The following is a 17,307-nucleotide window of genomic DNA, read 5'->3' as shown; positions in this document are numbered from 1 at the left end:
GACCCGGTGGGTTTAACTCTCTATGCTGCTTAGGTTTCTACTTAAGCAGCATAGTTTTCATATTCGGTTTGATTGTGTAAAAGCGACCATATAATTCGTGCGTTCTTCGCGGCCAGTGCCACTATTGCTCGGTTCATTCCTCTTCGTTCTAGAACGCCGCGACACCACTGACTTAACTTATCTTGCTTGTCGCCAAGGTTGGCAATCACGGTCCTTGCGCCATGAACTAATAGTGTTCGTAAGTATTTATCACCGTGTTTGGTTATTCGGCCTAAGCGAGGTTTTCCTCCTGTGGAATATTGCTTTGGTACGAGTCCTAGCCAAGCAGAGAAATCACGGCTTTTATCAAATTGAGAACCATTGCCTATCGAAGCAAGTATCGCAGTAGCGGTTTGCGGCCCAATACCTCGAACTTTCATCACTCGTTGAACATTAGCGCTGACCTTAGCAAAAGAGTCGAAGACTTGTTCAGTATCGGCGATACGTTGATTCAACTCTCCAAGGTGGTGATAAGCATCGGCAATCACCGTTCTTGCGAGATGTGGCAGTTCATTTTCTGCATCTTCAAGCATTAAGGGAACGTGTTTCATCAATGAAGAGCGACCAACGGGAATGATCAACCCGAACTCAGAAAGTAGGGCGCGCATGCGATTCATAAGCGCGGTGCGTTCACGAACCCAATGCTCTCTCATTCTATGTACCGATAAGATGGCTTGTTGCTCGGGGGATTTTACGGGCACAAAGCGAGTTGATGGACGCTGAACAGCTTCGCAGATAGCGACTGCATCATTAAGGTCGTTCTTCCCTTTAGTTCGATAAGGAACCACGTATTTAACGGCCATGATACGGGCGTCGTGCCCAAGTTTATTGAGTGTTCTTGCCCAATAATGTGCACCACCACACGCTTCAACGCCTATACGCATGAGTGGCATATTTGCTATTGTAGTCAGTAGTTTAGAGCGAGTTACCGATTTATGAAGTATGACCTTACCATTTTGGTCTACGGCATGAAGACTGAAGTGGTTTTTAGCTAGGTCGATACCGCAGAAATAAGAATAATCAGACATGGTGCCTCCGATGCATTTAAGTACCACATAAGTGTGGCAGATCCTCGGTAGGGGGAATCCATGTCATTCGTTAGGTGCTTTAGGGGTAGTTGTAAGTTGAAGTGGTTATTATTAAAGATGAATAAATTTAGTCAAATGGCGTGCGAGAGATATAAAGTATTTAAGCCTGTTGTTATAGATAGGCTTCTGAATTTATACAGTAAGTTGTTATACGAAAATCATCATAGCTATACTTTTCGCAATCAAGAAGTTGCTGCTTGTGTTATATGCCTAACAAAAAAAAGATTTTGGCTTATCATGTTTTCGTTGTTTCCTACAGTTTTTATGTCCAGCGAAAGTCTTCAATATCCTTTGGTTTCATTGTATATATCAATAAATGCAGCAGGTATTTTTTATATTGTTTTTAATTTGTATCCAGAGGTAAAGCAGAACTTTCGGTCGGCTAAACAGGCGTATCTATTAATCTCAAACATCCGAAAACGTAGAGCTTGGCTGTACAGTGAGTTTTTTGATGTGAATTTCTTTACAGAAGCAAATCGATTCCTTTCAAAAGAGAAATTTTCTGAAATAATTGAAATGCTAAGAAAAGCAAATGGTTATAGGACAGAATCCTGTGGGAATAACGGAAAATCAGTTTATTATACGCTCACTCCTCCGTTAGCCATAGCTATCAAGAACAGGGAAATAAATGTTATCGGTTACGATGTGCAAACGCTACAGGATGCTTGTGTCCATATAGCGAGAGACAATCTCAAAGATATTAAAAAGCTTAAAGAAATTCCGAACATTTCAGCTTTGGCGTTATACGATGCGATAAGTTATCTAGAACGTGAAATGGAACTAATTTTGCCTAGAGCGTTAACGGGATTATATGAAAATGACCTTGTTTCATACTTTCTCTATGCACCAGATAAACTTAATTATTACGCTCAAAAAGAGTTGCCGTACTATGTAGGAGGTCGGTTTGACTTGAAATTTGAAGCAACAAAAGAAGAGTCAATGCTAGCACGAGAGCTTTCAACGAAATGTTTCGCACGCACCTAACAATCGCATCAACACGATTTACTACACTCGGCATCTCAGGTTGTCGGGTGTTTCTCGTTTTAAGGTGTCAATTTTTAAGTACAATTGCATAGTAGTAAACGTGTTATGCAGGCGTTGCATTATTGGAGAAATACTTGAAGAAAATATCAATAATCGAAGGCTGCTCATTGTTTATAGCGGCAATGGCAATGATAGCGACATTTTGGCAAGCAGATATTTCAGAAGAGCACAATCGTAGAAGTGTCGTTCCGTATATTGTTGTGGAACAACCAGAATTGAATGAGGATGGGAGCGTTTCCTTAGCTATTCGTAATGATGGGTTAGGACCTGCAATTATCACTGGCATCGACTTTCATTTTAATGATGACATGCTAACTCAACGAAATGAACTGAATTGGAAACAAGTAGCTTCAACGTTTGAAAAATCGACAGGTCATAGTACGAAAGATTATCCAGTAATGTTTTATGGTATGACGGGAAAAATTCTCCTTTCTGCTGGAGAAGAGTTTGTATTGTTGTCCATTGATGAGAAGCATGTGAGTAACGATAGTGTTGGTTTTGCAGCGAGTTACTTTAACTACTTAAAGCCATCATTTTGTTACCGCTCTATATATGGTGACCTGTTCTTTACTAAAACCTCCAACGTGGAACGTCAAAAAGGCTCTTGTAATTTAGATGGTTCGGTGAATATTTTTGGTTCAGATATTAGATTTAAAGCTCCGTGGGATAAAGCTTTAAGTCACTCTGATATCTTTGGAGAATAATGCTAACTGTTTAAGACAGATTTCCAACGCATGGCATTTTTTATTCCATCGTTGGGTTTTGTGTTTACGGTGGTATGGTTAGGTTTCGTGGTGGCGTTGCTCACACCTTAACAGGGCTATAACACAAAATCAGGCTATTGCTCAAAATTGCTATTTGAACTATTATTTGTACATTAAATTGTACCATAGGGAGTTCAACATGAGCCGCATCCATTTTGATCAAGATATTCAGCCTTTGTCTGAATTTCGTGCTGGCGTGACGTCATTTATTAAACAGATTAACGAAACTCGCAGACCACTAGTTATCACACAACGTGGTAAGGGTGTTGCGGTTGTCCTTGATGTTGCAGAATATGAAGCAATGCAAGAGAAGATCGAGTTACTGGAAGAAATGCGTACTGCTGAAGCACAATTAGCTTCAGGTTTAGGTGTTTCCAATGAAGACGCTCGTGCTCAAGTATTGGGGCGCATTAAGAAATGAAAGTAGTCTGGTCACCACTAGCATTACAAAAGTTAGGTGATGCAGCCGAGTTTATTTCACTGGATAATCCAGTGGCGGCAGAAAACTGGGTTAATGAGGTTTTTGATAAAACTGATTTACTCTCAAGTATGCCTGACATGGGGCGAATGGTTCCTGAGCTGCCTCATACCAATTACCGTGAAATTTTGTTTGGTCACTATCGAATCATATATAGCCTCAGCCATGAAATTCGCGTCCTTACAGTACGAAATTGTCGTCAGATACTAACGGAAAGTGACGTGTAGCAATTGTGTTATAACAAGCAATTTAAGAGGGATTCACAACGCTTGGCACTTTTGCTCCTACTTCAAGTTAAGTGTTTATGGCACAATGCGTTAGGTTTGGGTGGAGGCGTTGTTCACCCCTTAATTGGGCTAGTTAGTTGCCCAGAGGAAGTAATCAATCCATTGGGAACTTTTGTTTCTGGTGGAGTACGCGCATAATTCGGATAATGTCGCCTTCGATCCAATAGGAGACGATCATTGAAATCTCAGGAATTATAAGTAATTGCCCACGAATGCCGTCTCTCTGTACACCCATTAGAGGCTGCTCAAGCAAGTTTTCTACTTTTGTTTCAATGAGGTTGTCAGCGTTTTCTGCCGCATCAGGGTTGAAGTCATAGATAAACTCAAAGATCCTTTCACGATCATTGAGTGATTCTTCTTCCCATAAAATCATTGCTTACCTCGATTACGTATTCTGGCTTTGCGTTCTTCCATTCGAGATTTAGCAGTTTGGTGTTCAACGAAAACGGATTCTCCTGAGTCAAACTTCTCAAATGCTAGGTTTACTTGTTCAGTTAGCCATGCATCGTGAGATAATGTCTGTCTTTGTTGCTCAGCGAGTTGCTCAGTAAGCTCACGGCAAGCACCACTCAGTGTGCGACCTTGGCTCTCAGCCATCTGTTGAGCTAGGCGTTTTGTTTCTTCATCAACACGAAATTGAATTCTAGTGTCCATGATATATTCCTTTATTGGTGTGTGTACAAATGTTAGCACTCACCTTTGAGATGGGCAACTGACAAGCTACTATGGCGCCAATAACTAACTTTTGGTGCTATGTTTCATCGCACATAGTCCCATATCTCATCAACCATTGCAGAACGTTAAATGATAGGTCACCACAATCTGTAGAGGAAAGTGCATTGAAGTTAACCAATAAACTCGTACGTTATCCGCACATTGATGTTGATCGTGCGTTTGAAAAAGAAGCTGAATTATTGCAGCAAATTCAGGCGGGTGAGATTGGGCAAGCCTTAATGTTGTGGCAAGCAAAAGCGCCGACACTTGTTTTGCCCGCAGGTAAAAAGTGGCCTGTGACCGTAGAGTCTAGAAAACAACTCGCGGCACAAGGTTGGCAACTCACCTCACGTAAAACAGGCGGCGCTCCCGTTCCCCAACTGCCGGGGATCATTAACTTATCGCACATTTACCATTGGCCTCGTGATGAAGCCTACAACATCCAAAAAGCGTATCTACATCTGTGCAATGTCTTAACCCTGTTTTTTAAAGAACTGGGCATCGATGTGGATGTACACGCGACTCCCGGTTCTTATTGTGATGGTGACTACAACCTCAATATCAATAAACAAAAAATAGTGGGCACGGCGCAGCGTGTTTTGCTTAAACAAGGGGGCGGCCAAATCGTACTTTCGCAAGCTTGTATCTTGTTGGATGTCGACCTAGAGAACATCGTTGCACCCGTAAATTTTTATAATCAAGTTTGTGGCAATCCAACCGTGGTGGACGCGCAAGTTCATACTCCGTTGTCCGCACATCTGACAACTCTACCCAACGTAGACTCACTCTTTCAGCAGTTAAGCCAAGCTTTCATCAAGCATGCGTGATACCAACCTTTCGTTAACGCCAAACTAATTTGCCGATGGTAGAACGATTTCAATACTATGTGTCGATGACAACGAATGGGTTGAACTTGAGGCGGTGAGAACTTTATAATGTTACTTGTAACATAATAAAGAGTTCAAATAGTTATGACAGAACAGCAGAAGAAAACTCGAACCACACTTCAAGATGTTGCAGACAAAGTGGGGGTCACAAAGATGACCGTCTCTCGTTACATGCGCAATCCCGATTCAGTCGCAGCCAAAACTCGCGTTAAAATTGCAGCGGTTATTGAAGAGATGGGATACATCGAAAACAAAGCGCCAGCTATGCTCTCTAAATCGTCGAGTAAAGCGATCGGTATCTTGCTCCCTTCGTTATCAAACCAAATCTTTGCCGCGTTTGTTCAAGGTATCGAAACGGTTACTAAAGAGAATGGCTACGAGACGTTGCTTGCTCACTTTAGCTATGATGCTGTGGAAGAAGAGGAAAAGATTGCTTCGCTGCTTTCGTATCAAGTTGATGGGTTGATATTGACGGAAAGCCACCACACCCCCCGCACGTTACAGATGATCAAGAATTCAGGTGTTTCTGTTGTTGAAACGATGGAACTCCCAACCAATCCGATCGATATGGTTGTTGGCTTGGACCATATTGATGCTTCTTACCATGTCGTGAAGCGAATGATTGAAGCTGGTAAACGCTCTATTGCTTACTTTGGCGCTCGATTGGATGCGCGAACCAAGTTGCGTTTGCAAGGCTATGACAAAGCGATGTATGAGGCTGGATTAGAGCCTAAACACGTGTTGACTGAACAGCACTCTAACTTCTCTTTGGCTGAAGATCTGCTTGATCGCGCTCTTGCGGATTACCCAGATCTAGATGGCGTGTTCTGCACCAATGATGACATCGCGATAGGTACCTTGCTCATTGCCCAGCAACGTGGAATCCAAGTGCCGCAACAGCTATCTGTGGTGGGCTATAACGCGTTAGATATCGGTCAAACCATACGCCCAAAACTGACTAGCGTGGATACGCCACGTTATGAAATAGGTAAGAAAAGTGCCGAGCTACTGCTTGCCCGATTGAAAGGTGAGCCAGTCACGGAAACGGTAGTGGATATGGGCTATCGCATCACGGATGGCGAAAGCGTTTAACCAAGTATGGTGGAAACGGAAAGGGGCATCGAAATGATGCCCCTTTTGCTTTTACATTTAAGCGATGACACAGTTAGACGATAAAACTCGCCCCTTGTTCTGCACTCGAAACGCTTTGGCGCATCACGCTAAATAGGTTGCGCCCCATGGTTTGCTGGTTAGCGTCTACCTCAAACACCTTCGCTTGGCGAGACTGCATGTCGTTGAGGTTATTGAGTTCGCCACTCGCGCAATCTAAGCGCAGGATATCGCCTTCGCGAACAAGCCCAATAGTTCCTCCTCGAATGGCCTCTGGTGAGACATGAATCGCGGATGGGATCTTTCCTGAGGCTCCAGAAAGGCGCCCATCAGTAACCAGAGCCACTTTAAACCCTTGTTTCTGAACATTACCTAGAATCGGCATAAGCTTGTGCAGTTCAGGCATACCGTTCGCAGCTGGGCCATTGTTTATTACCACAACAATGCAATCTTTGTTGAGTTCACCTCGTTGATACGCAGCTTCTACCTTATGTTGGCAATCAAAAACTACCGCAGGTGCTTCTATTACACGTTGCTCTTCTGCAACCGCTGACACTTTAATCACTGCGTTGCCAAGGTTCCCTGAAAGGACTCGCGTTCCGCCTGTGCTTTGGAATACCTGTTCTTGGCCTGCAATTACCTCTGCATCTGCCGACTGTTTGCACTTTTTCCACGTTAGCTTTCCATTTTCAAGTTCTGGAATACTCATTTGATCTTCAAACGAGCCAAAGGTAGGTGTGACATCTCGGTGCAGTAAGTTGGCTTGATCTAAACGGCGTAACAGCGCGGGAACTCCTCCTGCCGCTTGGAACGCATTCATATCTGCTGGACCGTTGGGATAAACTCGAGCAAGTAAAGGCACCACATAGGATAGATCGCTGATGTCTTGCCAAGTCAGAATAAATCCTGCTGCGCGTGCTACCGCGACCATGTGAATGCTGTGGTTGGTACTGCCACCTGATGCGAGTAGGGCAACAATGCCATTGATTAAGCTTTTAGCGGTAAAGACTTCAGAAAGTGGGCGGAAGTTTGCGGCTTGTGGTGTCATTGAAGCAATTTCAATGGCGGCATGCTGAGTGAGTGATGCGCGCAATTCAGAGTCAGGGTGAATAAACGCTGAGCCCGGAAGCATCAGCCCCATCGCTTCAAATACCAGCTGATTGGTATTGGCTGTGCCGTAAAAAGTGCAGGTGCCCGCTGAGTGATAAGCGTTGCACTCCATATCCAGTAAGGCACTTTTTCCTACCTTACCAGCCGCGTATTCTTGGCGAATATGTACTTTCTCATCATTGCTGATGCCCGTTGCCATCAAGCCCGCCGGAACAAAAGCGGTGGGTAGATGTGCAAAAGAGAGCGCGCCCATCAGTTGTCCTGGAGCTATCTTGTCGCAAATACCAAGTAATAGGGTTGAATCAAACACGTTGTGACTCAGTGAAAGAGCGGTCGATTGAGCAATCAAGTCCCTTGAAAACAAAGACATATCCATGCCTGGTTGGCCTTGAGTTACCCCATCGCACATCGCGGGAACACAGCCCGCTACTTGAGAGGTGTGGCCGAACTTAGCTAACGCCTTTTTGATCTGATCTGGATAGTGTTGATACGGCTGGTGAGCGCTTAACATATCGTTGTAAGAGCTGATTAACGCCACATTGGATTTAGTGAGATCAAGAATCGAGCGTTTCTCATCGGAGCAAGAAGCTGCGACAGCATGAGCCAAGTTGCCGCAAGAAAGCCCTTTACCACCTTTGCCAGCAGAGGCTTGGTGTTGGGTTCGGTTTAGAAACGCTTCATGAGTCTCTTTGCTTCGTTCAATTAATCGTTGAGTCACCGCTTGGATGGTTGGAAGGGTCATGCTGTTTCTGCCTCATCAGTCATTGAAAGCACAATCGCAGCACAGTCCACAACGTCATCAATATCGCCATCAATGCTGATGACAACCGTATCTGGCTCGTGATCGGGTCTTTCTAATGTTTCGAACTGGCTTTTAATCATGTTCTCTTTCATGAAGTGGCCTTGGCGCTGACGCATTCGATGCAAGATCAGGTCAATGTTGCCATCTAAAAAGAGAAAGGTGAGGTTTTTGTTCCCTTCGCGAATTTGGTCGCGGTACTTCTTCTTCAACGCAGAACACACAATAATGCCGTGCTCATTTTTACTTTCTAGGCTGTACGCTGCATCACGAACGCGTTCCAGCCATGGAATGCGATCATCATCATTAAGAGGTTGGCCTGACGCCATTTTTTGAATGTTTGCTCGAGGATGAAGGTCGTCACCATCAATGAACTTACGCCCAAGTTTTTTTGCCAACTGCTCGCCTATCGTGCTTTTCCCACAAGCACTGACACCCATGACGATGACACTACTACCAGCCATAACTCAATCCTCTTAACAAATTTGCGCGTGATCTCAATTTTGAACATCGCTTGTAAATATGGCTTTATCTTATAAGCGTTACCGGTAACATGTTACCGGTAACTTAAGGAAGTGTGATGAAGGACACAAAACAACAATTCACAACAATTGTGATTGTTTTTGCATCCTACTGACGGAAAATTAGTCACATCTCACTATATTCGCGTTTAAAAATCACTGGAAAGAGATCTTTGGGGGATAAAATGGCCAACGATTACCGCGCAATTGCGAAATCTGTTGTTGAGCATCTTGGGGGCAAGACAAATGTGGCTGCCCTAACACACTGTATGACTCGACTACGATTCGTTTTACACAGCCAAGATGGCGTCGATATTAACAAGCTAAAAGCACTGAAAGGTGTGATGGGTGTTGTTGATAATGGAGACAAAGTACAAGTTATCATTGGTAACGAGGTATCGTATGCATACAAAGAAGTGATGGCGCTTTGTGAGCTATCCACTGTATCTGAGTCAGAGGTTCCTGCTAAAAAAGAGAAGCTAACGGCTAAGTCAATTGGTGCGAAAATGTTGGACGCACTGGTTGGTACCATGTCGCCTCTTATCCCAGCAATCATTGGCGCTTCAATGGTCAAACTGCTCGCCATGGTACTTGAGATGCTGGGCTGGGTTGAGCCAAATGCACCTACCTTGATTATCTTGAAAGCGATTGGCGATGGCGCCTTCTTCTTCCTACCGGTTATGGTTGCCGCTTCCGCATCGATCAAATTCAAGACCAATATGTCTCTTTCCATTGCGATTGCCGGTGTCTTAATCCACCCGAACTTTATGGAATTGATGGCGCAAGCAGCAGAAGGCAAGCACGTTGATTTCTTCGGTATCCCAATCACGTCAGTGAAATACACCTACACGGTTATTCCTGTACTTGTGATGACTTGGGCTCTTTCTTACATAGAACGTTGGGTAGATAGCATTACCCCTGCTGTGACTAAAAACTTCCTGAAACCTATGCTTATCGTATTGATTGCAGCTCCGGTTGCTATCGTACTTATCGGTCCATTTGGTATTTGGGTTGGTACTGCACTTTCAGCGCTTGTTTACACAATTCATGACACATTAGGTTGGTTGTCGGTTGCTATCATGGGCGCACTGTGGCCTCTACTTGTTCTTACTGGTATGCACCGTGTATTTACTCCAACGATTATTCAAACCATTGCTGAGACGGGTCGTGAAGGTATGGTTATGCCTTCAGAAATCGGTGCCAACCTCGGTATGGGTGGTGCGTGCCTGGCTGTTGCTTACAAAACCAAAAACAGCGCACTAAAGCAGACATCATTAGCCGCAGGTGCTTCAGCTATCTTCGCCGGTATCTCTGAGCCTGCATTGTACGGCGTGCTTGTTCGTCTGAAACGTCCACTTATCGCAACAATGATTACTGGTTTTATCGTAGGTGCATTAGCGGGCATGGGTGGCCTTGCGAGTCACTCGATGGCAGCACCAAGCTTGTTTACGAGTGTTCAGTTCTTCGATGTGAATGACCCAATGAGTATCGTTTGGGTGTTCGGTCTGATCGCATTGTCTATTGTTCTGTCATTTGTTCTAACCCTAGTTTTAGGCTTTGAAGATGTTCCAGAAGATGATGCCGATGAGAAAGCAACTTCAGAGTCAGCAAACAAAGAAGCTGGTAAGGCAGAAGACAAGCCGACAGTAGTGTCCGCGTCTTAATTAGAATTGATTAATTTATTCAGTCACCTTACTTCAGCGTAAGGTGACTTTTATTGTTTCCGAGGTATTCGATGTCAAACATTCAATTTCCCGAAGATTTCTTATGGGGCGGCGCTATTGCTGCAAACCAGTCTGAAGGCGCTCACTTAGCGGGTGGTAAAGGCCTAACAACCGTAGATATGATCCCTTATGGTGAGAACCGCATGCCAATTAAGCTTGGTCAGGTTGATAAGGTGACGCTCAGCGAAGACGAGTTCTACCCAAGCCATAACGCGATAGACTTTTATCACCGTTACAAAGAAGACATCGCCTTGCTGGCAGAGATGGGATTTAAAGTCTTCCGCGTATCCATCGCTTGGAGCCGAATCTTTCCAAAAGGTGACGAGCTAGAGCCGAACCAAGCTGGCTTAGATTTTTACCGTGATGTTTTTGAAGAGTGTAAGAAATACGGTATTGAGCCGCTCGTTACCTTGTGCCATTTCGATGTGCCTATGCACTTGGTCAACGAGTATGGTTCGTGGCGTAATCGTAAGATGATTGAGTTCTTTAGCCGTTACGCGAGAACCTGTTTCGAAAACTACAAAGGCTTGGTGAAATACTGGTTAACTTTCAACGAAATCAATATTTTACTAGCGAGCCCGTTTTCTGGTGCTGGATTGTTGTTTCAGGAAGGCGAAAATCACGATCAAGTGAAGTACCAAGCAGCTCACCATGAGCTAGTAGCAAGCGCTTTGGTAACCAAGATTGCCCATGAAGTTGATGAGCAAAACCAAGTGGGTTGTATGCTGGCGGGCGGTAACTTCTATCCATATTCATGTAAGCCAGAAGATGTGCTGATGGCTATGGAAAAAGACCGCGAGAACCTGTTCTTTATCGATGTTCAATCGCGTGGTTACTACCCATCTTATGCTCAAAAAGTGTTTGATAACAAAGGTGTGGTGCTTGAAACACAAGAAGAAGATTTCGAGATTCTGAAAAATACTGTCGATTTCATTTCTTTCAGTTATTACGCTTCACGCTGTGCTTCCGCTGATATGAATGCAGGAAATACGAGTGCAGCGAACGTCGTTAAGTCCATCAAAAACCCTCATCTTCCAGCAAGTGATTGGGGCTGGGTCATTGACCCTACAGGTCTTCGAATTACGATGAACACACTCTATGACCGTTACCAGAAACCACTTTTCTTGGTAGAAAATGGCTTAGGTGCTCGTGATACCTTGGATGACACTGGAGAAGTGAACGATGATTACCGCATTGATTACCTTCGTCAGCACATTGTTGCGATGCATGAAGCAATGGAAGACGGTGTACCATTGATGGGTTACACACCTTGGGGTTGTATCGATCTTGTTGCGGCGTCGACCGGAGAGATGAGCAAGCGCTATGGGTTTATCTACGTGGACAGAGACAACCTAGGCAATGGTACGTTAAATCGTATTCCTAAAAAGTCATTCCACTGGTACAAAAAAGTGATCGCAAGCAACGGCAGCGACTTGGCTTAATTTGTCTGTTTGATAATGAGAGAAATGAACAATGAAAACAATTGAACAGCGACTCAGAGATATTCGCATCGTTCCGGTGATCGCCATTAATGACGTTGCTCAGGCTGTGCCGCTTGCGAAAGTACTGGTTGAAAATGGCTTGCCTTGTGCTGAAGTGACATTTCGTACAGAAGCGGCAGCAGAGTCGATTCGTTTGATGCGTGAAGCTTACCCTGAGTTACTGATTGGCGCAGGTACTGTGCTGACTACAGAGCAGGTGGATACTGCCATTAATGCGGGTGTTGATTTCATTGTCAGCCCAGGTTTGAATCCAACCACAGTCAAATACTGTCAGCAAAGAGGGGTTACGATTGTTCCTGGAGTGAGTAACCCAAGCTTGGTTGAACAAGCAATGGAAATGGGGCTTAAGACACTAAAGTTCTTCCCTGCCGAGCCATCTGGCGGTGTCGCAATGTTGAAAGCGTTGACGGCTGTTTACCCGGTTAACTTTATGCCTACAGGCGGTGTAAGCCCAGCGAACGTTGAGTCTTACTTAGCACTGAAATCAGTCGTTGCCTGCGGTGGAACTTGGATGGTACCGACAGACAAAATGGACAAGGGTGATTGGGATGGAATCGCAGAATTAGTCCGAGCGGTCGGCTCCAGATAGTTCGATAGAGAGATACATAGCTAGAAAATGAAAGGGCCAGCTGACACTGGCCCTTTTTGTGGCTGCTTCAAACGATGTAGAGGTTACTCGTTACCAAGCAAAGGTTTTAATGACGTTTTGCTTAGTGATTGGGTTATGCGCGATGTCTTGATTTATCTTATCAAGAAACGGCTTACGAGCCTGAGGCAACATGCCACGCATTGGTGAGATGTTATTGCCGTGGTCACCCCAGTAGTAGCAATCGAAATCTTCTAGGTTTTCGAGCAAGTATTTTTCTTCTTCCAGAATCTGCAATGGCGTTGGTAAAACAAACTCGCCACGGTTTACTTCTTTTTCCAATACCGATCCCGGTTGAACGGCTAAAGCCATCGGTGCAATCGCATCTGGCTGCATGATGTTCAACAAGCTGGTGGTATTAATCGCATGCTCTATAGAACGCTCTTTGCCGCCAAGGCCAAAGATGAAAGAAGCCAGTACCTTGATGTCTGCTTCACGGGCTAGGTTCATTCCTTCAATCGCATGCTCACGCGTCATGCGCTTTTGAATGCGTTCAAGCAAAATTGGGTCACCGGACTCCAAGCCTGAATAGGCCATGCTTAAACCTGCCGACTTAATCTCTTTTAATTCAGACAAGCTCTTACGACGGAAGTCATTGAACCCTGAATACAGAGAGATGTTCTTGATCTCTGGGAAGGTGATCTTGATGTAATCCAGAATCGAAATCAGCATCTCGGTTCTAATCGCCATCACATTACCATCGACCAAAAAGATAGATTCAACATGCGGGTAGATTTTTCTCGCCGCATCAATATCTTAAAAGATGTCTTTGATGTCTCTTACTTTGAAACGCTTATCATCAAACATCGTGCAGAAGGTACACTGGTTATTACTGCACCCCAATGTTGTCTGGATGAGTACGCTCTCTGCTTCCATCCAAGGACGATAAACTTTACCTTCAAAACGCATAAATGCTCCTCGGCCGTAGCCTGTGTTGTTTCGACGGGGGCAAGTTTAGCAATCTGCATCTTGGGTGATAATTGGGCAAAGCGGGGAATCAGTATTAAAGAAATCTTAATAATCGAAAGAGCGCGCAGTTCTTTGTCTGTATAGATAGAACTGCGGCTTGGATTGTGTGTGTGGTGGTGGGGGGGAGTGTTAGTGGTCGTTTTTTACTAATGAATGATCAGTGCGTAACGCACAGCTTTTCTTCGAGTAATTGATTAAGCACTGTCACCAGCTTGTGGTTCTTAGTGTTGTCTAATGCGTCGGCGTGCGGGTCTTTGAACAACCCAGAATCATTATCAAAATATTGACCAGAAGCGTTGGCAAACTCATCACTGAGCGCAGCACGACAAAGAATATCGGCTCCAATCGCAAGGTCGTTGCCATCAACGCCATAAGCATCTTTCACTAATTTACTACCAAGGAAAGAAGCTGGGTTTACAGGGATAATTGCGGTGCCTTTGTCTAAAAGAGTATTGGCTAATTCGATGGACCACATCGTTAGCGCCAGCTTACTTTGCGCGTAAACCGGACCATCAAGTTCGCCCGCATTCGGACTGATTAATGCATCTAGATCTACGGGTGCTTGGGCTGCTGAAGATAGGTTGACGATACGACCTGTCGCATCAAAAAGAGGAAGCAGCTTTTGTGTCAGTAGATACGGCGCAATGGTGTTTACGACAAAACGCACATCAAGATTGTCTGGAGTGGTGATGTCCGACACCTTATACACACCTGCGTTGTTAATGAGTATATCGAGTCGTTTGTGATCGCTTTTGATTTGGGTTGCGAGCGCCTCAACTTCAGAGAGCGTCGATAGGTCTGCGATGTAGCTTTCGATGATTGCATTCTTAGACAGGCGAGACAGAGCGGTCACGACTTTATTGACCTTAGCTGGGTTGCGGCCATGAATTAGAACATGGTGCCCTTGCTGCGTTAGTGCTTTTGCGGTCTCTAAACCAATGCCATCCGTGGCACCTGTGATCAGAATTATTTTTTGCATATTCCGTCCTTCAAAAAATAGTTTGAACAACGTTATAACAAAGATTAATGACACATAGTTGCATTTGGCTCACAAGCTGAAGACTCAAATGTGAGTCTATGGGGCAAATAATGACCATTTTAACACTTGGTGGTTAACCGTTGGCGTTTAACGATTAAGTAAGACAATGGGTCAGTTTGTGACTGACCCAAATTAAGAGAAGTGACCGAGTTATTTGATGTCTTGAACGTTCATAACCAGAGTTTCCCAGTTACGTTGGTTTTCCATATCGTGCTCTAGGCCTTGCTCATCGGCAATTTGGAAGCGCTTAACCGCAGGGGTTTTGCTCGTAGCTTGATACAACCAATAAGCTTCCGCTTTGAGTGCTTCGGCTTCGTCAGCATCAAAGTCTCTTGCCCTTGAACATTCACAGTACCGAAGTCAAAAGTGACGGTAAGAATTCCATCCTCGGCTTGAGCTTTAAACGTTGTATAACCTTGATATACCATTTCCATATTCCTTCTGAGAGATTTCATTTCAGCCTATTCAGTGTGAATGCGACCTAAATTCAGGCTAGCGAGGAATGTTCGAACCAACAATTAACCATTAAACGAAACACTATTAACGAATTATTAAGAGTGTTGGCGCGTTTGATAATTTCAATTTATTCAGTGTCTTAGATGGATATTTTAACGTTGAAGGTATCTTGCTAATTCGATTGTCAACGAAATCTAAAAACTCATTCCTTGTCTGGCGCTCTTATCCTTTTCATTTAGCTTCGTATACTGCTCAACTAGGTAATTAGCCCCAAGGTACAGACAAGAGTGAACCGACTTATGCAGATGAGATCCGCGACTTTGAAAACCATTATTGAGAAAACGCTGCCACTGACGCTGGGTGTGTTTGCGATCATGATGGTTCAATTGGTCGATTCGATCTTTATTGGTCAGCTAGGGGTGAATGAATTGGCGGTTCACGGTATCACCTTGCCATTTCAAGCAGCGTTTACCGGTGTTCAAGTGGGCATCGGTGTGGCGGCAACGTCCATTATTTCTCAAGCGGTAGGGGCAAAAGAACAACGTAAATCTACTTCAATTGCGACGCTGTCGGTTGGATTTGGAGTGTTGGTGATTGCTTTGATCTGCATAGGGCTGATTGTTTTTAGCGATTCTGTTTTTGCGTCGTTTGTGAATGATGTCTCTGACGCTCAATACCAATCCATGCTGTCTATTTTTAATGTGTACTGGCCACTGTGGTTGTTCAGTGCATTGATGGTGGCGGTGCTTTATCTGGCCACCTGCGTTTATCGTGCCAATGGCGATACCAAAACAACCGGAAGCATGTTCTTGGCTGCTAGCGTGATTAACCTAATTCTCGACCCTATTCTGATCTTTGGATTGGATATGGGCATCGCAGGGGCGGCGATCGCATCGAGCATTGGCTACGCTTTCGGCGCAATCTACATGCTAATCAAGTCTCGCGGCAAAGGTTGGTTTGGCTTCAATGGCGCGTGCAGTAACCGAATCAAAGGCTACAGTTTTGAGTTATTCAAGACGGTAATGCCAACCACTGCGAATCAGATATTACCTGCGGTCAGCGCGTTCTTCTCAATGCTATTGATTGCGAGAATCGGAACCGATGAGATGGCTTTTTGGAGCTTACTCGCCCGTGTTGAAAGTTTTATGCTGGTGTTTTCTCTTGCTCTGACGATGTCTATCCCGCCTATGATTGGTCGTTACCTAGGGGCGCAGCAGCGATGCAAAATCCCTGAGCTATTGAATACAACAGCGAAGTTCTTATTGGTTTTCCACACCGTGATGGCAACATTGTTGGCGCTGTTTAGTGGCTGGATTATTCCTGTTATCTCGGAAGAACAAAGCATACGCAGCTGGTTTGAAGTGACCTTGTTATTTATACCGTTCAGCTATGGGCCGCTTGGGCTTTGCATGTTGGTTGCGTCGGTCTTTAATGCCTTGGGTGTGCCGCGTAAAGCTTTGAATGTCTCTTTCCTACGCTTGTTTGTTTTCTACATTCCCGCTTTATGGATCGGCTCGATAACCGGAGACATGGTCAATGCGGTTATTGCTGCGACAGTCGCCAATGTTTTAGCGGGCGCTTTTGCATGGTTTAAGCTTAATGCCTATATTAAAACTCACATTATTCCCCGTGCCGCTGCGGCCAATAAGCAGCGTGTACTCAGCGCAGGCTAGCCATTATTGATGAACATTGAACATCTAAAATTGTTTGTGCGACTCGCGTCTACGCACAATATAGGTCAAGCAGGACAAGAGCTTGGGTTGTCACCTCCGGTAGCCAGTATTCATATCGGAAAACTCGAAGAGAGCCTAGGTGCTATCCGCGTCGATCACGGTGAAGCGGTAAGGGATGTATGTGTCGATGGCTTGGGCATTGCCATGTGCGCGAGTTGGATAGCATACAAGCAGCTCGCGGAAGGTTCGCTGGTTGAGGTGTTGCCGGATTACCCTTTAAAGGATGAGGCGGCTATCTGGGCGGTATACCCGAGTGCTCAGTTACTTGCACCAAAGGTGCGCGTATTTATCGATTACTTTGTTCAATATTATGGTTCACCTTCTTATTGGGATTGCGACGTAAACGGGCAAACTCAATAGCGATTCAGAAGCATATATTGAGAACAAATAAGAAAGC

At 44.7% G+C, this 17,307-nt stretch carries 19 protein-coding genes and 1 pseudogene; 11 read left to right on the top strand and 9 right to left on the bottom strand.

Features of this window, described 5'->3' with window-relative positions; translation table 11 throughout:
- Positions 1–41: 41 nt before the first annotated feature.
- The gene (locus AB4486_RS01735; RefSeq protein ID WP_102332345.1) at positions 42–1,067 is read right to left on the bottom strand and encodes an IS110-like element ISVisp6 family transposase; all 1,026 of its coding nucleotides are present in this window, start codon (positions 1,065–1,067) and stop codon (positions 42–44) included.
- A gap of 96 nt (positions 1,068–1,163) precedes the next feature.
- Here AB4486_RS01735 and AB4486_RS01730 point away from each other — a divergent pair, with 96 nt between their 5' ends.
- The 4 genes from AB4486_RS01730 (at position 1,164) to AB4486_RS01715 (ending at position 3,640) form a co-directional block, all read left to right on the top strand.
- Positions 1,164–2,111, top strand: coding sequence for a hypothetical protein (locus tag AB4486_RS01730; protein ID WP_141707911.1), 948 nt, complete (start codon positions 1,164–1,166; stop codon positions 2,109–2,111).
- Between the two features lie 134 nt (positions 2,112–2,245).
- Positions 2,246–2,875 (top strand): hypothetical protein, encoded by a 630-nt coding sequence (locus AB4486_RS01725; protein ID WP_141707910.1) that lies wholly within the window; start codon positions 2,246–2,248, stop codon positions 2,873–2,875.
- A 199-nt stretch (positions 2,876–3,074) separates the two neighbouring features.
- On the top strand, positions 3,075–3,356 hold the full coding sequence (locus AB4486_RS01720; RefSeq protein ID WP_011080399.1) for a type II toxin-antitoxin system Phd/YefM family antitoxin: 282 nt from the start codon (positions 3,075–3,077) through the stop codon (positions 3,354–3,356).
- Entirely contained in the window at positions 3,353–3,640 is a 288-nt protein-coding gene (locus AB4486_RS01715) for a type II toxin-antitoxin system RelE/ParE family toxin (protein ID WP_017064044.1), read from the top strand. Before AB4486_RS01720 ends, AB4486_RS01715 begins: the two co-directional genes overlap by 4 nt.
- A gap of 154 nt (positions 3,641–3,794) precedes the next feature.
- Here AB4486_RS01715 and AB4486_RS01710 read toward each other — a convergent pair whose 3' ends face one another.
- Together AB4486_RS01710 and AB4486_RS01705 are read right to left on the bottom strand one after the other, a co-directional pair.
- Positions 3,795–4,073, bottom strand: coding sequence for a type II toxin-antitoxin system mRNA interferase toxin, RelE/StbE family (locus AB4486_RS01710; RefSeq protein WP_017064043.1), 279 nt, complete (start codon positions 4,071–4,073; stop codon positions 3,795–3,797).
- Complete coding sequence (locus tag AB4486_RS01705; protein ID WP_017059448.1) at positions 4,070–4,354, bottom strand: hypothetical protein; 285 nt, start codon at positions 4,352–4,354, stop codon at positions 4,070–4,072. Before AB4486_RS01705 ends, AB4486_RS01710 begins: the two co-directional genes overlap by 4 nt.
- Before the next feature lie 185 nt (positions 4,355–4,539).
- Between AB4486_RS01705 and AB4486_RS01700 the strand changes: the two genes are divergently transcribed.
- Together AB4486_RS01700 and AB4486_RS01695 are read left to right on the top strand one after the other, a co-directional pair.
- Entirely contained in the window at positions 4,540–5,241 is a 702-nt protein-coding gene (locus AB4486_RS01700; RefSeq protein ID WP_017059449.1) for a lipoyl protein ligase domain-containing protein, read from the top strand.
- A 144-nt stretch (positions 5,242–5,385) separates the two neighbouring features.
- The gene (locus AB4486_RS01695; protein WP_017059450.1) at positions 5,386–6,393 is read left to right on the top strand and encodes a LacI family DNA-binding transcriptional regulator; all 1,008 of its coding nucleotides are present in this window, start codon (positions 5,386–5,388) and stop codon (positions 6,391–6,393) included.
- A 73-nt stretch (positions 6,394–6,466) separates the two neighbouring features.
- Here the strand turns inward: AB4486_RS01695 and edd are convergent, their stop codons facing one another.
- Positions 6,467–8,263, bottom strand: a complete 1,797-nt coding sequence (gene edd, locus AB4486_RS01690; RefSeq protein ID WP_372116333.1) for a phosphogluconate dehydratase — start codon at positions 8,261–8,263, stop codon at positions 6,467–6,469.
- A complete protein-coding gene (locus AB4486_RS01685; protein WP_017059452.1) occupies positions 8,260–8,784 on the bottom strand; it encodes a gluconokinase in 525 nt (174 codons plus the stop codon). The genes edd and AB4486_RS01685 overlap by 4 nt, the downstream gene beginning before the upstream one ends.
- 242 nt (positions 8,785–9,026) lie before the next feature.
- Between AB4486_RS01685 and ascF the strand changes: the two genes are divergently transcribed.
- The 3 genes from ascF to AB4486_RS01670 all read left to right on the top strand — a co-directional run bounded on the left by ascF (position 9,027) and on the right by AB4486_RS01670 (position 12,656).
- Positions 9,027–10,505, top strand: a complete 1,479-nt coding sequence (gene ascF, locus AB4486_RS01680; protein WP_017064040.1) for a PTS cellobiose/arbutin/salicin transporter subunit IIBC — start codon at positions 9,027–9,029, stop codon at positions 10,503–10,505.
- 71 nt (positions 10,506–10,576) lie between these two features.
- On the top strand, positions 10,577–12,007 hold the full coding sequence (gene ascB, locus AB4486_RS01675) for a 6-phospho-beta-glucosidase (RefSeq protein WP_372101129.1): 1,431 nt from the start codon (positions 10,577–10,579) through the stop codon (positions 12,005–12,007).
- A gap of 31 nt (positions 12,008–12,038) precedes the next feature.
- The gene (locus tag AB4486_RS01670; protein WP_065583747.1) at positions 12,039–12,656 is read left to right on the top strand and encodes a bifunctional 4-hydroxy-2-oxoglutarate aldolase/2-dehydro-3-deoxy-phosphogluconate aldolase; all 618 of its coding nucleotides are present in this window, start codon (positions 12,039–12,041) and stop codon (positions 12,654–12,656) included.
- Positions 12,657–12,746: 90 nt separating this feature from the next.
- On the opposite strand, the gene AB4486_RS01665 is transcribed toward AB4486_RS01670, so the two are convergent.
- From AB4486_RS01665 to AB4486_RS01650, 4 genes and pseudogenes are all read right to left on the bottom strand, one after another.
- Complete coding sequence (locus tag AB4486_RS01665; RefSeq protein WP_372116349.1) at positions 12,747–13,466, bottom strand: radical SAM protein; 720 nt, start codon at positions 13,464–13,466, stop codon at positions 12,747–12,749.
- A gap of 3 nt (positions 13,467–13,469) precedes the next feature.
- Positions 13,470–13,622 carry a hypothetical protein gene (locus AB4486_RS01660; protein WP_372116330.1) on the bottom strand — a complete coding sequence of 51 codons (153 nt, stop codon included), beginning with the start codon at positions 13,620–13,622 and terminating at the stop codon, positions 13,470–13,472.
- Between the two features lie 217 nt (positions 13,623–13,839).
- On the bottom strand, positions 13,840–14,661 hold the full coding sequence (locus AB4486_RS01655; RefSeq protein ID WP_102320416.1) for an SDR family NAD(P)-dependent oxidoreductase: 822 nt from the start codon (positions 14,659–14,661) through the stop codon (positions 13,840–13,842).
- A 210-nt stretch (positions 14,662–14,871) separates the two neighbouring features.
- Positions 14,872–15,030: pseudogene (locus AB4486_RS01650) on the bottom strand (enoyl-CoA hydratase/isomerase family protein); the annotation flags it as partial.
- Between the two features lie 446 nt (positions 15,031–15,476).
- Here AB4486_RS01650 and AB4486_RS01645 point away from each other — a divergent pair.
- Entirely contained in the window at positions 15,477–16,850 is a 1,374-nt protein-coding gene (locus AB4486_RS01645; RefSeq protein WP_017064035.1) for an MATE family efflux transporter, read from the top strand.
- A gap of 9 nt (positions 16,851–16,859) precedes the next feature.
- Positions 16,860–17,270: a LysR family transcriptional regulator gene (locus AB4486_RS01640; protein WP_017059460.1), complete on the top strand. Its 411-nt coding sequence runs from the start codon at positions 16,860–16,862 to the stop codon at positions 17,268–17,270.
- Positions 17,271–17,307 lie beyond the last annotated feature (37 nt).

Origin of the sequence: Vibrio sp. 10N.222.55.C6 (assembly GCF_041473395.1) — a bacterium.
GTDB lineage: Bacteria > Pseudomonadota > Gammaproteobacteria > Enterobacterales > Vibrionaceae > Vibrio > Vibrio crassostreae_C.
The sequence above is the reverse complement of the archived record's forward strand: the minus strand, read 5'-3'. Positions and strand labels throughout refer to the sequence as shown.